Origin of the sequence: Comamonas koreensis (genome assembly GCF_014076495.1) — a bacterium.
Lineage (GTDB): Bacteria > Pseudomonadota > Gammaproteobacteria > Burkholderiales > Burkholderiaceae_C > Comamonas > Comamonas squillarum.
In genome coordinates this window covers 4,148,878-4,163,093 of sequence record NZ_CP043575.1, presented here as the reverse complement: position 1 = coordinate 4,163,093, position 14,216 = coordinate 4,148,878, and the positions used below count along the sequence as shown (strand labels likewise).

11 protein-coding genes are annotated in these 14,216 nt (G+C 66.2%); 6 read left to right on the top strand and 5 right to left on the bottom strand.

Annotation, left to right across the window (positions count from 1 at the left end; all coding sequences use genetic code 11):
* Window positions 1–37: 37 nt before the first annotated feature.
* The 5 genes from F0Q04_RS18960 to F0Q04_RS18940 all read right to left on the bottom strand — a co-directional run bounded on the left by F0Q04_RS18960 (window position 38) and on the right by F0Q04_RS18940 (window position 6,661).
* On the bottom strand, window positions 38–1,639 hold the full coding sequence (locus F0Q04_RS18960; RefSeq protein ID WP_182342933.1) for a bifunctional aspartate transaminase/aspartate 4-decarboxylase: 1,602 nt from the start codon (window positions 1,637–1,639) through the stop codon (window positions 38–40).
* Between the two features lie 103 nt (window positions 1,640–1,742).
* The gene (gene aspT / locus F0Q04_RS18955) at window positions 1,743–3,428 is read right to left on the bottom strand and encodes an aspartate-alanine antiporter (protein WP_182342931.1); all 1,686 of its coding nucleotides are present in this window, start codon (window positions 3,426–3,428) and stop codon (window positions 1,743–1,745) included.
* 636 nt (window positions 3,429–4,064) lie between these two features.
* Complete coding sequence (locus F0Q04_RS18950) at window positions 4,065–5,189, bottom strand: NADH:flavin oxidoreductase/NADH oxidase (protein WP_116925863.1); 1,125 nt, start codon at window positions 5,187–5,189, stop codon at window positions 4,065–4,067.
* Between the two features lie 139 nt (window positions 5,190–5,328).
* Complete coding sequence (locus tag F0Q04_RS18945) at window positions 5,329–5,556, bottom strand: hypothetical protein (RefSeq protein WP_133248134.1); 228 nt, start codon at window positions 5,554–5,556, stop codon at window positions 5,329–5,331.
* A 208-nt stretch (window positions 5,557–5,764) separates the two neighbouring features.
* Window positions 5,765–6,661 carry a LysR family transcriptional regulator gene (locus tag F0Q04_RS18940; protein ID WP_116925865.1) on the bottom strand — a complete coding sequence of 299 codons (897 nt, stop codon included), beginning with the start codon at window positions 6,659–6,661 and terminating at the stop codon, window positions 5,765–5,767.
* A 510-nt stretch (window positions 6,662–7,171) separates the two neighbouring features.
* On the opposite strand from F0Q04_RS18940, the gene F0Q04_RS18935 reads away from it, so the two are divergent.
* From F0Q04_RS18935 to F0Q04_RS18910, 6 genes are all read left to right on the top strand, one after another.
* Window positions 7,172–7,465 (top strand): DUF3649 domain-containing protein, encoded by a 294-nt coding sequence (locus F0Q04_RS18935; RefSeq protein WP_116925866.1) that lies wholly within the window; start codon window positions 7,172–7,174, stop codon window positions 7,463–7,465.
* Window position 7,466: 1 nt separating this feature from the next.
* Window positions 7,467–9,167: a PepSY-associated TM helix domain-containing protein gene (locus F0Q04_RS18930; protein ID WP_182342927.1), complete on the top strand. Its 1,701-nt coding sequence runs from the start codon at window positions 7,467–7,469 to the stop codon at window positions 9,165–9,167.
* Window positions 9,164–9,508: a DUF3325 domain-containing protein gene (locus tag F0Q04_RS18925; RefSeq protein WP_182342925.1), complete on the top strand. Its 345-nt coding sequence runs from the start codon at window positions 9,164–9,166 to the stop codon at window positions 9,506–9,508. Before F0Q04_RS18930 ends, F0Q04_RS18925 begins: the two co-directional genes overlap by 4 nt.
* Before the next feature lie 80 nt (window positions 9,509–9,588).
* Window positions 9,589–10,767, top strand: coding sequence for an efflux RND transporter periplasmic adaptor subunit (locus tag F0Q04_RS18920; protein ID WP_182342922.1), 1,179 nt, complete (start codon window positions 9,589–9,591; stop codon window positions 10,765–10,767).
* On the top strand, window positions 10,761–12,806 hold the full coding sequence (locus F0Q04_RS18915; RefSeq protein WP_182342920.1) for an ABC transporter permease: 2,046 nt from the start codon (window positions 10,761–10,763) through the stop codon (window positions 12,804–12,806). The genes F0Q04_RS18920 and F0Q04_RS18915 overlap by 7 nt, the downstream gene beginning before the upstream one ends.
* A gap of 2 nt (window positions 12,807–12,808) precedes the next feature.
* The gene (locus F0Q04_RS18910; protein ID WP_182342918.1) at window positions 12,809–14,212 is read left to right on the top strand and encodes an efflux transporter outer membrane subunit; all 1,404 of its coding nucleotides are present in this window, start codon (window positions 12,809–12,811) and stop codon (window positions 14,210–14,212) included.
* The last annotated feature ends 4 nt before the right edge of the window (window positions 14,213–14,216 follow it).

Here is a 14,216-nt window from a genome sequence, read left to right as displayed (position 1 = left end):
GCGGGCCTGCGCTGCCGCGTTGATGCGCCAGAGCGGCTCAGGGCTTGGCGGCTGACTGCGCCTGGAACAGCGCATACAGCTCGTCCACCATCTGGCGCAAGGCGCGGCCAATGGCGGCGTATTCGTACTCGTTGAGGTTGGCCAGCGACGCCCGGCCCGATGGCCTGTCCGAGCCAAAGCCCCGGCCCGGCAGCAGCACAATGCCGGTCTCGTCGGCAATGCGGAATAGCATGTCGCCGGTCGAGGACTGCTGCACGGCCCAGTCGGAAAACGCCTGGCCATAGAGCCGGCAGGTGACGCTCTGCAGGTCGATCAGGGTGTAGTAGTTGACGGAGTTGGGGTTGTGCAGCGGCGGCATGCCCAGCTCGCGGTACAAGGTGGCCTCGCGGCGGCGGATCAGCTGCTTGAGCGCCTGCTTGTAGGCATCGGCTTCATCGATCAGCGCAAACAGCGAGAACAGCACCATCTGCACCTGCTGCGGGGTGGATAGGCCGGCCGTATGGTTCAGCGCCACCACGCGGCTGTCGGCCACCAGGCGGTCGATGAACTTGAGCGAGCGCACATCGGGCAGTAGCGAGCGGTAGCGGTGGTCCAGCTCGACCTTGGCGCTCTCGGGCAGCTGGGCCAGCGCCTTGTCGAAGATGTTTTCCTTGTGCGCGGCAATCACGCCCAGGCGCCAGCCGGTGGCGCCAAAATACTTGGAGAAGGAGTAGACCAGCAAGGTGTTGTGCGGGCATACCGAGAACAGCGACTGGAAGTCATCGGCAAAGGTGCCGTAGACATCGTCGGTCAGTACCATCAGATCGGGCCGGTGGTCGGCAATGATGGCCTTGATGCGCTCCAGGCTGCGCTGGTCCATCTTGACCGACGGCGGGTTGCTGGGGTTGACGCAGAAGAAGATCTTGACGGCCGGGTCGCGCAGCTTGTCCAGCTCGGCGTCAGAGTACTGCCAGCCATTGTCCGGGTCGGCATGGATGGGCACCTCTTCCAGTGCGTACTGGGCCAGCTCGGGGATCTCGATATAGGGCGTGAACACCGGCATGCCGATGGCAACCTTGTCACCGGCCTTGAGCAGGCCGCTGATGCGCAGGCTCTCGAAGATATAGGCCATGGCAGCGGTGCCGCCTTCGACGGCAAACAGGTCGACCGACTCCACCGGCACGGCGCCGCCGGCCATCTCGCGCACGATGTACTGGCGCACAATCTTCTCGCTCACGGTCAGCATGCGCGGGGGCACCGGGTAGTTGCAGCCCAGGATGCCGTCCACCATCTCATGCAGAAAGGCAGCCGGGTCCAGGCCCAACTGGTCGCGCACATAGCTGAGCGCCTTGGCCAGAAAGCGCACGCCTTCCTGGTCGCGGTGCTCGGCGGTGTAACGCTCAAAGCGGCTCTCAATGCCTTCAATCTTGGCCAGGCCGCCAACCCCTACCGTCATGTACGAGTACGACAGCTCGGACTCGGCCGCCGCAAACAGCCCCAGGCGAAAGAACGCGCGGCGCGGCGTGGTCGCCAGAAAGTTCGGGTTGCCGCGACCGGCATTGAGCATCAGCCGATTGGCCTTGCCCGATGCCACCTTGATCAATTCATCCTTGAGCTCGAACGGGCTCAAATGGGCCAGACGCTGGTAGTCCTGAGACATGGTGCAACTCCTTGCAGTCGTTGATAAACGGGATAAACGGAAAGAGGGGAGGCGGTGCAGCGCCGCCTGGAAATCCCTGAAAAAGAGAGCGCAGCAGCGCCCCTCATGCAAACGCGATGACCAGCGGGCCCAGCAATGTCAGAAACACATTGGCCAGCGCATAGGTGATCGCAAACGGCACCGTGGGGATGGCGTTGCCCGCCTTGTCCAGCACCTCGCCAAAGGCGGGGTTGGCGCTGCGCGCGCCCGACAGCGCCCCAGCAAAGATGGCCACGTTCTCATAGCGCAGCACATACTTGCCAAACAGCATCGCAATCAGCAGCGGCACGATGGTCACCACCATGCCCATCAGAAAGAGGCTCAGGCCTTGCTCCATCACCGTGCTCACCGCCTGCTGGCCCGACTGCAGGCCGACCATGGCCACAAAGCCGGCCAGGCCCAGGTCGCGCAGCAGGGCAGAGGCGGCAGTGGGCATATTGCCCAGGGTGTGCTTGCGGCTGCGCCACCAGCCAAACAGCAGACCCGCCAGCAAGGCGCCACCGCCGCTGCCCAGGGTGATGGGGATGGAGCCGATGCGCAGCACCAGCAGCCCAATCAGCAGCCCGACGGTGATGCCCAGGCCGTGGAAGACAAAGTCCGTCTTGTCACTGGGAATGAGGATGGGGCCCACCGACTGCGCGGCGTTCTGCACATCCTGGGGCGTACCAAACAGGGTCACCACATCGCCGGGCACGATCAGGGTAGTGGGCGTGATTGGCAGCGGTGAGCCCGAGCGCGTCAGCGCCACCGCATAGACGCCATGCTTGAAATCGGGCGTGAGGCTGTCCAGAATGTCCTTGACGCTGCGGTTGAGGTACTGGCTGTTGGTGATGGACACATCACGGCGCACCATGACCACGTCCATGTCTTCGGCGCTTTGCAGCTCATCACCGATGTTGGCACCCAGTGCCACCACCGCCGCGCGCCGGCCCACCAGCAGCACAATGTCGCCCGCCTCCAGCACCAGCTGCGGGTCCACGCCGACCAGCGCATTCTTGCGGCGGATACGCTCGATGGTGACCGAGCCTTGCGGGGTGCTGGCCTCCAGCTCAGTCACCGTGCGGCCTGACTGCTTGACCTTGAAAATGCGGCCCACCAGATCGGGTGCCGCAGGCGATTCGCCCGCGCCATAGACATGCACGCCCTTGAGCATTTCCTGCTCGGCCTGGATGGCGTCGTCATGGATCTTGCGGCCGGTGAGCCACTGCAGCACATTCACGCACAGCAAGATGGCGCCGAACGAGCCAAAGATATAGGTCACCGCATAGCCAATCGCCACATTGGCCTGCATGCGCTGCACCTCATCGGCGGCCAGGCCCAGCTTCTCGATGGCCGAGCCTGCCGTGCCGATGATGGCCGACTGCGTCATGCCGCCGGCAGCCAGCCCTGCGGCCAGCCCCTTGTCCAGGTGGAAGACCCGCGCCAGCACCACGACGGTGACGAGGCCCGAGATGGCGACCACGGCCGCCATCAGGATCTCCTTGATCGACTGCCGCCCCAGCGAGCGAAAGAACTGGGGCCCACTCTCAAAACCCACGGCATAGATGAACAGCGCAAACAGCACCGCCTTGATGCCCGAGTCGATCTGTACCCCCACCTGGCTGATCAACACAGCCGCCAGCAGCGAGCCCGCCACGCCCCCCAGCTGGAACGAGCCAAACCGCAGCTTGCCGACGCCATAGCCAAGTGCCAGCGATGCAAACAGCGCGATCTCGGGCGCCTGGTGCAAGATACCTCTGAGCCAATCCATAAGAGCCTCTCAGGTCAAAAGAAGGGCTGCTCTACCGGCTATATCCAAAGTCGCCCGGTGTACAGCTTGTTAGGAATTGTTTGCAATGGGGTGCTGCCACGTTAACCGAGTCCACGAAAATCTGTATGTAGGAGAGGGCTGACAAAGTCGTTGAATGCGCTGCGCTTGTCATAGATCAGAAATTGAACTTTTTCAAGGATTTAGCATGGCATACTGCATGCGCTGATCCGGTTTTCGGTGCTTGCTCTGTGCTGGCGCATCAGTGAGTGAACACCCGCATTGGGGCGATCCAGACCCCGTTTAAGCGTCGCAAGCGGGCTGGTCATTGCTGATTTTTACGCGCGTGGAAGCCGGCCGTGCTGATGTGTTCTTGCCACAGTACAGCCCATGTTTATAGATCTGATCGATGAGTGCAAGCAAGATTGGCTTGAATGACGAAAGCCGAATTTTGGTGTGCATGTTGCTGCGCTGGGGCTGCACCGCGCCGGTTCTCCATGCCCCGGATCAGCCAGCCGCTGCACGGTGCCTCCCTCGCCTGTGCCTGCTGGCGAGCTGAAGGGCGCGCTACCGGTTCTAAAAAGCGGTAGCGCGGACCGGCCAGGAGAGGCTTGGCCGGTCTTGGAGGGTGAGGGCCGCTTAGGCCGCCACCGCCGCCTGCTTGCCCGCACCACGGTAGCGCTCCAGCCAGTGGGCGTAAGGCGCAGGCAGCACCCAGTCCGGGCGGGCGGCCTTGAGCTGCTGGGCCAGCGTGTAGGGGTAGTGCGGGTTGGCCAGCATCGAGCGGCCCATCATCACCAGCGCCATCTGGCCTTCGGCTACGACGCGCTCGGCCAGCTCGGGGTCGTCAATGCCCCAGCTCGATGCGACAGGCAGGCCCGCTTCGCGGCTGACGCGCTGGGCAATCGGGGCCAGGAAGGCGGGCTCGCTCCAGGGGATTTGCACGCCGGGGATGACAAAGTTCACGCTGACATTGAGCAGATCCAGGCCGCCTTCGCGCATGCGGCGCACCAGCTCGATCGATTCGGCCAGGGTTTCCTCATCGCGGCCATCGTATTCAATGACGCCAAAGCGGGCGGTCAGCGGCAGGTTTTCGGGCCAGACTTCGCGCACGGCGGCCAGCGTTTCCAGCGCAAAGCGGGCGCGGTTGTCAAAGCTGCCGCCATAGGCGTCCTGGCGCTGGTTGGCGTGGGCCGAGAAAAAGCTCTGGGCGAGGTAGCCATGGGCAAAATGCAGCTCCAGCCACTTGAAGCCGGCGGCCAGCGCGCGGCGGGCGGCGGCGACAAAGTCGGCTTTGACGCGTTCGATATCGGCCAGGGTCATCTCCCGGGGCACGCGGCCCAGGTCTCCACCAAAGGCGATGGCCGACGGCGCAATGGTTTGCCAGGCGCGCGGGTCGCTCTCGGGAATATGGTCGTCGCCTTCCCAAGGGCTGTTGGCGCTGGCCTTGCGGCCGGCATGCGCGATCTGGATGCCGGGCACGGCGCCTGCCGCCTCGATGCCGGCGGCAATGCGCGCCAGGCCGGGCACATGGGCGTCATCCCACAGGCCCAGGCACGCAGGGCTGATGCGGCCATCGGCCGACACGCCAGTGGCTTCAACAATCACCAGGCCCGCGCCGCCCCGGGCGATCGAGGGGTAGTGCACCTGGTGCCATTCGTTGCTGAAGCCATCGGTGGCGCTGTACTGGCACATCGGTGGCACGGCAATGCGGTTGCGCAGGGTGACGTCTTTGAGGGTAAAGGGGGTAAACAGGGCTGACATGGCAATGCTTGGGGTGGAAAAATAAGGGATGGAACGGCCGCCGAAGCTGCCGCCCGCAGATCGCTTTCACATCTGCAAGGCGGGGGGCGCCAGCCCAAACAGGGGCTGCTCCGGCCGTCCATCGCCTGCAATTGAGGTGCTACAGCCATAAATCAAATGCTGGTTTTTTATGGCGGCCATATGCCTGGCTGATATCAGGCGTGCCCCTTGCTGCGGCTTTCAAAATGCGCAGCGCCACGCCTGGCATTGAAATTTTCCCCGGCGTCACCAACACCGCCATGGGCCAGCTCACACCCAGCACAAGCCCCTTGAAGACAAAAGACTGGAACGACACGCTGGAGAAAGAAATTTGGCGCAGCGACGCCAAGAAATCAGGCGACTACTGCAACGGCGGTAAAGCCTGGTATGCCGTAGGCTGGCGTAGCTGCCAAGGCGCTCCAGCGCAGCAGCCTGCTTGCTGGGACCACTACATCCAGTCGCCGCCCTGGGCAGCGCCATAAGCGCCGCAACCCTGTTGCTAGGCGCTCATGCGGCGATCCAGAGGAGCTGCTGCATGCGGCCCCCAACCGGGGCCGCTATACCTGGGTCGCGGAAAACAGCAGCTCGCGCAGCCAGCGCTGCGCCGGGTTGTGGTGGCTGCGCTCATGCCAGACGGCCAGCTTGCTAAAACCTGGCACCTCCACGGGCGGCTTGCAGACCGACAGCCCCTCCATGCCAGCGACCAGGCGGCTGGGCAGCACGGCGACCAGGTCGCTGGAGCGCAGGATATCGGGCAGCACCACAAAGCATTTGAGCGACAAGGTCACATCGCGGCGCTGGCCCAGCTTCTCCAGCGCTTCGTCCACCACGCCGTGGAAGCCGCCGCCCTCGTACGACACCAGCGCATGGTCCAGCGCGCAGAACTGCTTGACGCTGAGCTTGCGGCCCGCAGCGGGGTGGCCTTCGCGCATCACGCAGACATAGTGCTCCTGGAACAGCTGGCGCGCATGCATGTCCTGGGGGGTGTTGTCACCAGTCAAAAACGCCAGGTCGATATCGCCGCGCTCGAGCTGGCCCTGCACCAGGCGCGGCTCCAGCGGGATCAGCGAGACGCGAATGCTGGGCGCCTGGCGCTTCAAGGCCGCCAAAAAGGGCACGGCAATGGCGCGCAGCGCATAGTCGGTGGCGGCGATGCGGAAGGTGAGCCGGGCGGTGCTGGGGTCAAATACTGGCGGCTGCAGCAGCGCATCGATCTCGCACAGCATCTGCTTGATTGGCAGGGCCAGATCCAGCGCGCGCTGCGTGGGCACCATACCGCGCTGGACGCGCGCAAACAAGGGGTCGGCAAAGCTCTCGCGCAGGCGCTGCAGCATGCCGCTCATCGCCGGCTGGGTCAGCCCCAGCCTGCCGGCGGCGCGCGTCACGCTGCGCTCATCGAGCAGTGCGTCCAGCGCCTTGAGCAGGTTCAGGTCCATCTTCTTGATATCTCGCATGCTTATCGAAGTTTACATATGGCTAAATTTGGCTGATATTGTCGCGACCCAACCATGCCAGTGGGCGCTAAAGGATTTGCCAGATCGGAAGGTGTTTTCATAGGGAGATTACTTTTTTCTGCTGTGGATATTGAGAATGATTCTCTTTACATGGCTTATGATCCAGCCCCATGGAATTGTCTGCCTCCTTCACCCGCGCGTTATGGAGCGGTTTGCGCTGGCCCTGTGCCGACCTGCTGTGGGTGGCCTGGCCAGGACGGGCAGAGCATGCCCCAGTCTGTAGACATGTTGACGAGCTTGGTGACCAGCCCCTCATGAGCGACAGGGACTGATGGGCACCTACCTGGCCTGCCGGACGGTGTGGGCGAGCCGGGGAGTGCTGGACAGCCGCTTACAAACCATTTGGCCCTTTTTTGCATCTCGCGTGTCAAGTAAGAGGAGAAGCTTTGGCGCTTCGCTGGCGCACCAAGCGCAGCTGTTTCTTATCCCACCACCACGATGCCCTTATCCATGTACCCCCTTCCTAACGCACCCAGCGCCCACCCGGGCCTGTCCGTCCTGAGCCGCTTGCTGGCCGCCTTCTTTGGCGGCTATGCATTGGCGAGCGCCTTGGCCGTCTTTTTAGCGGCTGTGCTGCCCGCTGCCCGCGCCGAGGCCGTACTGGCTGGCATGCAGTGGAGCTTTGCGCTGCATGCGCTGGCGGCAGTGTGGGCGTTCTCGCCGGTCTCGCCGGGCAAGGTCTGGCTGGGGATTGCACTGCCCGCGCTGCTGCTGGCAGCGGGCGCTTTGGTGTTGGGGCGCTGACATGGGCAAGACCGTGATTGACAGGCGGCCGGGCAGCGGCGCAGGGCGGGGCGGGTTTCGCCAGGCGCAGGCCTGGCTGCACACCTGGTGCGGGCTGTGGTTCTCCTGGCTGCTGTATGCGGTGTTTCTGACCGGCACCCTGGCGGTGTTCCAGGAAGCGATTGGCCACTGGATGATGCCCGAGCACCATGCCGAAGAAGCGGCGCATGAGGCCGAGCAGGCGGCTGCCGAGGCCGCCGGCCTGGCCTCCAGCCGGGGCCAGCGCCTGGCCTGGGGCGCGGCCTTTATGGAAAAGCACCACCAAGGCGCCGAGATGTGGGAGATCTGGCCGACTGATGCCAAGGGCGGCGGCGAGCTGAAGGTGTACTGGTTTGACCAGCAGCGCCAATACGCCGATGCCGAGCTGGACACCCGCACGGGCGAGCCTTTGGACGAGCACCACCATGGCGCGATGCGGGCCACGATGGGCGGCGAGCATTTTGTGCATTTCCACTACGAGCTGCATGCCGGCCAGGCCGGGCTGTGGGTGGTGGGTGTGGCCGGCATGGCGATGCTGGTGGCGCTCATCAGTGGCGTGGTCACGCACAAGCGGATTTTTCAGGACTTCTTCACCTTCCGCGGCCGCAAGGGCCAGCGCAGCTGGCTCGATGCGCACAATGCCGTGGCGGTATTGACCCTGCCGTTTCAGCTGATGATTGCCTACACCGGCATTGCAATATCGGCCCTGACCTTTATGCCCGCTGGCATCTGGAGCCAGTACGGTACCGCGCCCGGCGCCGTCCAGACCTTTGCGGCCGAGCTGGGCGAGCCGGGCAAGCCGCCGCGCTCGGGCGAAGCCATGGCGGTGCCCGATCTGGAGAGCTTTGCCGCACGTGGCCAGGCGCTGATAGGCCAGCCCGTGCGCGCCGTGGTGGTCAACCACCCCGGCGATGCGGCGGCGCGCGTGGGCATCTATGGCTGGAACAGCGATGCCAACGCCGACAAGCGCCTGAGCCCCAACACCGGCATGGCCATGTTCTCGGCCGCCAGCGGCGAGCTGCTGCAGCTGCGCATGCCCGGCCAGGCCGAGGGCGGCGGCGCGTCGCTCGCGCAATCGGTGATGGGCGGGCTGCACATGGTCAAGTTTGGTGGCTGGCCGATGAAGTGGCTGTACTTTGTCTGCGGCCTGGCGGGCACCGCGATGATGGCCACCGGCGCCATCCTGTTTGTCGTCAAGCGCCGCAGCAAGCACATGGGCGAGTTTGGCAGCGCAACGGCTGCTGTCTACCGCCTGATCGAGGGGCTGAATGTGGCGGCCGTTGCCGGCCTGGGCGTCGCCTGTATCGGCTACCTCTGGGCCAACCGTTTGCTGCCGCTGGAGCTGCCGCAGCGCGCGCAGTGGGAGCTGGGCGTGTTCTTTGGCCTGTGGTTGGCCGCGCTGCTGCATGGCCTGCTGCGCGCGCCGGCCAAGGCCTGGCTGGAACAGATGGCGCTGCTGGCTGCGCTGTGCCTGCTGCTGCCGGTGCTCAACGCCGTGACCGTGGGTGACCACTGGCCCGCCCAGCTGCTGCGCGGCGACTGGGAAAGCGCCGGCGTGGAACTGGTCGCCTGGGCCTTTGGCCTGGCCGCCGTCTGGGCCTGCCGTGTGCTGTGGCGGCGCCGGGCGCTGGTCGCGGGCAATGCGGCGTCTTCCGCCGCCAACAACGTACAGGTGGGCGCATGAGCAGTTGGCAAGCATCGGCGTATGCACTGGCGCTGGCCTTTGCCGGCATGACGGCCCTGGCCTTTGCGATGGAGCGCCACCATGAGCAGTTGACGGGCGAGCGAGAAATACCACGGCGGCGCGGCCAGCTGCTGCGACTGCTGGGCAGCTTGCTGCTGGCGGCCGCCGCGCTGCCCAGTGTGGGCGGCTGGGGCGCCACCGTGGGGGTGGTGGCCTGGCTGGGTTGGATATCGGTCGGGTCACTGGTCGCCGTGTTGTGGATTGCGGCTGCGCCGCGCTGGGCAGCGCGTGCAGCGGTTGCGCTGGCGCCGCTGGCCTTGTGGGGTTGGTGGTGGGCCTGAGGGTCTGCTGAGAAATAGGTGGGGGAAGCAATGGCGGTTATGCAGAAGAAGTGGCTGGGCGTGGCTGAGGGAGACATCTCATGAAGGCCTCGCGTGTGGGAGTGGCAGCGGTTGCTGTGGCGGCGGTGGTGGCAGGCGCGCTGCTGTGGTGGTCGGGCCGCCCGGCCATGGCCTACCAGAGCGAGCCGGTGGCGCGCCAGGATATCGAGGCCACGGTGACCGCGATTGGCACCTTGCAGCCGCGCAGCTATGTGGATGTCGGCGCCCAGGTCTCGGGCCAGATCCTGAAGCTGCGCGTGCAGCCCGGTGCCGAGGTGGCCAAGGGCGATCTGCTGGTGGAGATTGACCCCAGCGTGCAGCGGGCCACCGTGGATGCGGGCCGTGCATCCCTGGCGGGCTTGCGTGCCCAGCTGGCCGAGCAGCAGGCCCAGCACCGGCTGGCGGGCCAGCAGCTGCAGCGCCAGCAGCAGCTGAGCGCGCACGAGGCCACGCGCGAGGAAGACCTGCAGACCGCGCAAGCCAACCTGGCGATGGCCGTGGCGCGCATGGACCATTTGAAGGCCCAGATCAGCCAGACCCTGGCATCGCTCAAGGCCGACGAGGCGCGCCTGGGTTACACCCGCATCTATGCACCGATGGCGGGCACCGTGGTGTCGGTCGAGGCGCGCGAGGGCCAGACGCTGAACGCCACCTACCAGACGCCCAATATCCTGCGCATTGCCGATCTGTCGGCGATGACGGTCTGGACCGAGGTGTCCGAGGCCGATGTGCGCCGCGTCAAAGAGGGCATGCCGGTCTACTTCACCACCTTGGGCGGAGCCGGTCAGACCAAGCCCCGGCGCTGGAAGGGCCAGGTGCGCCAGGTGCTGCCCGCGCCTGCGGCCAACCAGGCTCAGCCCGCCGGCAATGCGCAAACGCCGGCGCCAGCAACCAAGGCCGTGGCCTATACCGTGCTGTTTGATGTGGACAACGACGACGCCGAGCTGATGCCGCAGATGACGGCGCAGGTGGTGTTTGTCAGCGCCAGTGCCAGCCAGGCGCTGGCGGTGGCGCTGACGGCGGTGGAAGAAGACAAGGCCCACGAAGGCGCCCATGTGGCCCGGGTGCTGGGTGCCGATGGCCAGCCCCAGACCCGCAGCGTGAAGCTGGGCATACGCAGCCGCCACCAGGTGGAGGTGCTCGACGGGCTGGCCGAAGGTGAGAAGGTCGTCGTCGGCGAGACCCCGCTCGAGCGTGGCCCCAGGTGGCTGCAATGGTGAGCGACGCGGCTGAACCAAGCCAGCCATTGATCGCACTGCGCGCCATTCGCAAACACTATGGCGACCCCGCCAGCGGCCAGCCGCTGGTGACGGTGCTGCATGGCATCGACCTGGACATTGACGCGGGCGAGTTTGTCGCCATCGTGGGCAGCTCGGGCTCGGGCAAGTCCACGTTGATGAACATCCTGGGCTGCCTGGACCGGCCCAGCGGCGGCAGCTACCACTTCCAGGGCCAGGATGTGGCGCAGTTCGACTCGGACGCGCTGGCCTGGCTGCGGCGCGAGGCCTTTGGCTTTGTCTTCCAGGGCTACCACCTGATTGCCAGCGAAAGCGCCAGTGAGAACGTGGAGATGCCGGCCATTTACTCTGGCCTGTCCAAGGGGGAGCGGGTGCAGCGCGCGCAGGCGCTGCTGCAGCGCCTGGGCCTGGGCGAGCGCCTGGGCAACCGGCCCAACCAGCTCTCGGGCGGGCAGCAGCAGCGCGTGTCGATTGCGCGGGCGCTGATGAATGGCGGCCATATCATCCTGGCCGACGAGCCCACCGGTGCGCTCGATTCGCACAGCGGTGCCGAGGTGATGGCGCTGCTGCGTGAGCTGGCCGCTGCCGGCCACACCATCATCCTGATCACGCACGACCGCGATGTGGCGGCGCAGGCGCAGCGCGTCATCGAGATCAGCGATGGGCGTATCGTGGGTGACAGTGCCAGCCAGGCCGAGGCAGCGCCTGCCGCTGCCGGCGCTGCCGCAAGCGCCGACACAAGCACCACGTCAAGCACAGTTGCCAGCGACAGCACCCGCATGCAGCTGGCGCCGGTGCCCCAGGGCGGCAGTGCCTCGGCCGCGCCGCTGGTCGCCGAGCTGCTGGAGGCCGCGCGTTCGGCCTGGCGCGGCATGCGCATGAACCGCGTGCGCACCAGCCTGACCCTGCTGGGCATTGTGATCGGCGTGGTCTCGGTGATCGTGATGCTGGCCATTGGCGAGGGCGCGCGGCGCAAGGTGGTCGAGCAGATGGGCACCATGGGCACGGCGATTCTCTACATGGGCAGCAAGCCGCCAGCGACCGGCGGGCCGGCCGGCCAGATCACCGAAGAAGACCTGGCCGCTGTGCGCGAGCTGCCCGAGATACGGCGCGTGATGCCGGTGATTGGCGACCCCATCACCGTGCGCTATGGCAATGCCGACAAGCAGGTCTATGTGTTTGCCTCCAGCCAAGAGATGCCGCTGGTGCACCACTGGAAGCCCAAGCTGGGCCGCTACTACACGGACACCGAGGACCGCGATCTGGCGCCGCTGGTAGTGCTGGGCCACAAGGCGCACCAGCATTTCTTCCCCGACACGCCCAATCCGCTGGGGCGGCAGCTGATCATCGGCACCTCGGCCTTTGAGGTGATTGGCGTGATGAGCGAGCGTGGTGCCGATTCGGGTGCGCAGAATTACGACGACATGGTTTTTATCCCCTACCAATCGGGCCGGGCACGCGTCTACCAGGCGCAGACCCAGCCGGACTATGTGGTGGTGGAGGCGATGTCGTCTGACGTGGTCAACGAGGCCGAGGCGGCCATGCACCGCGTGCTATTGGCGCGCCATGGCGGCCGCGAGGACTTTGGCATTGGCAATGCCGCCGCTCGCATCCAGGCCGAGGCGGCCACGCGCCAGAGCATGGCGGTGATGCTGGGGCTGATTGCTGCCGTGTCGCTGGTGGTGGGCGGCATTGGCGTGATGAATGTGATGCTGATGACGGTGCGCGAGCGAACGCGGGAGATCGGTATCCGCATGGCGGTGGGCGCGCGGCAGAGCGATATCCTGCGCCAGTTCTTGACCGAGGCCAGCCTGGTGACCTTGTGCGGTGGCACCGTGGGCCTGGTGGTGGGCGCGCTGGTAGGCGCGGTGCTGGTGCTGGCCGGTGTGCCGGTGGTGTTTTCCATCCGGGCCATGGCCGGTGCCTTTGCCTGCGCGGTGGTCACCGGTCTGGTGTTTGGTTATATGCCGGCCAAGACGGCTGCGCGCCTGGACCCGGTACGGGCCCTGGCAGGAGAGTGAGTATGCAGATCTTCCCAATCGCCAGCGCGCTGGCAGCGGCCCTGGTGCTGGCCGGCTGTGTGTCGGCGCCCACGCAGGTGCAGCAGGCGCAGTTGCAAGCCTTGGATGTGCCGGCCCAGTGGCAGCGCAGTGATGCAGCCCAAGGCGATGCCGTCAGCCAGGGCTGGTGGCGCAGCTTTGGCAGCGCGGAGCTCGATGCGCTGGTGGCCGATGCGCAGCAGCGCAGCCTGGATGTGGCCGCCGCCATGGCCAGGGTGCAGCAGGCGCAGGCCAGCGCCCGCTATGCAGGGGCTGAGCTGTTGCCTACGGTCAATGCCTCTGCCCTGGCTGGGCACCAGGGCCGGCTGGGGGGCCACGCCGAGACGACGGGCCGCAACCTGTCGGTCGGCCTGGCCGCCAGCTATGAGCTGGACCTCTGGGGCCGATTGCAGTCGCAGCGTGATGCGGCAGGCGCTGCGCTGCGCGCCAGCAGCTTTGACCATGACACGGTGCGCCTGTCGGTCACCGCCGCAGTGGCAGATGCCTGGCTGCTGAACGTGGGCCTGCGTGAGCGCGGTGAGATTGCCCAGCGCAATCTGCAAATCGCCGAGCGCCTGCTGGCGCTGGTTGAATCCAAGGCCAGTTTTGGCGCGGCCACATCGCTGGAGCTGGCGCAGCAGCGCGGCCTGGTGGCGGCGCAGCGCCGGGCGCTGGCGGCGCTGGACCAGCAGCAGGACGATGCCCAGCGCAGCCTGGCCTTGCTGCTAGGCCAGGCGCAAGGCCCTGCTGTCAGCCAAAGCAGTGTGCTGGCCTTGCAGGTGCCCCGCATCGACCAGGGCCAGCCTATCGCGCTGGTCACCCGCCGGCCCGACATTGCCCGTGCCGAGGCCCGTTTGCAGGCGGCCGATGCGGACCTGGAAGCCGCACGCGCCGCCATGCTGCCCCGCCTGACCTTGACGGCCGAGCTGGGTGCGCAAGGCCGGCAGCTGCAGCGTGTGCTGGACAACCCGCTGTACGCGCTGGCCGCAGGCCTGGCTGCCCCCATCTTTGATGCCGGCCGCCTGGCCGCCAACCGCGACCTGGTGATGGCCCAGCGCGAGGAGCTGCTGCTGGCCTACCGCCAGAGCATCGTCCAGGCCTTCAGCGATGTACAGACCGCGTTGAACGCCGTGGCCGGTGTGCAGCAGCAGGCGCTGGCGCAGGAGGAAGAACTGCGCCAGGCCCGCAGAGCGCTGGCGCTGGCCGAGGCCCGCTACCGCGCGGGGGCCGAGACCCAGCTGGTGCTGCTCGACACGCAGCGCTCGCTCTACCAGGCGCAGGACCTGGCGGTGCAGCTGCACCAGGAGCGCTTGCGCGCCAGCGTGGCCTTGTACAAGGCGCTGGGCGGTGGCTGGGGCCAGGTGCAGGGCGAGGCCAGCAAGGGCTAGCGCT

What these genes read in the sequence shown, in the direction of transcription:
- F0Q04_RS18960 (WP_182342933.1), bottom strand. Translation starts at nt 1,639, where the DNA reads ATGTCTCAGGACTACCAGCGTCTGGCCCATTTGAGCCCGTTCGAGCTC.
- aspT (WP_182342931.1), bottom strand. Translation starts at nt 3,428, where the DNA reads ATGGATTGGCTCAGAGGTATCTTGCACCAGGCGCCCGAGATCGCGCTG.
- F0Q04_RS18950 (WP_116925863.1), bottom strand. Translation starts at nt 5,189, where the DNA reads ATGTCAGCCCTGTTTACCCCCTTTACCCTCAAAGACGTCACCCTGCGC.
- F0Q04_RS18940 (WP_116925865.1), bottom strand. Translation starts at nt 6,661, where the DNA reads ATGCGAGATATCAAGAAGATGGACCTGAACCTGCTCAAGGCGCTGGAC.
- F0Q04_RS18935 (WP_116925866.1), top strand. Translation starts at nt 7,172, where the DNA reads ATGTACCCCCTTCCTAACGCACCCAGCGCCCACCCGGGCCTGTCCGTC.
- F0Q04_RS18930 (WP_182342927.1), top strand. Translation starts at nt 7,467, where the DNA reads ATGGGCAAGACCGTGATTGACAGGCGGCCGGGCAGCGGCGCAGGGCGG.
- F0Q04_RS18925 (WP_182342925.1), top strand. Translation starts at nt 9,164, where the DNA reads ATGAGCAGTTGGCAAGCATCGGCGTATGCACTGGCGCTGGCCTTTGCC.
- F0Q04_RS18920 (WP_182342922.1), top strand. Translation starts at nt 9,589, where the DNA reads ATGAAGGCCTCGCGTGTGGGAGTGGCAGCGGTTGCTGTGGCGGCGGTG.
- F0Q04_RS18915 (WP_182342920.1), top strand. Translation starts at nt 10,761, where the DNA reads ATGGTGAGCGACGCGGCTGAACCAAGCCAGCCATTGATCGCACTGCGC.
- F0Q04_RS18910 (WP_182342918.1), top strand. Translation starts at nt 12,809, where the DNA reads ATGCAGATCTTCCCAATCGCCAGCGCGCTGGCAGCGGCCCTGGTGCTG.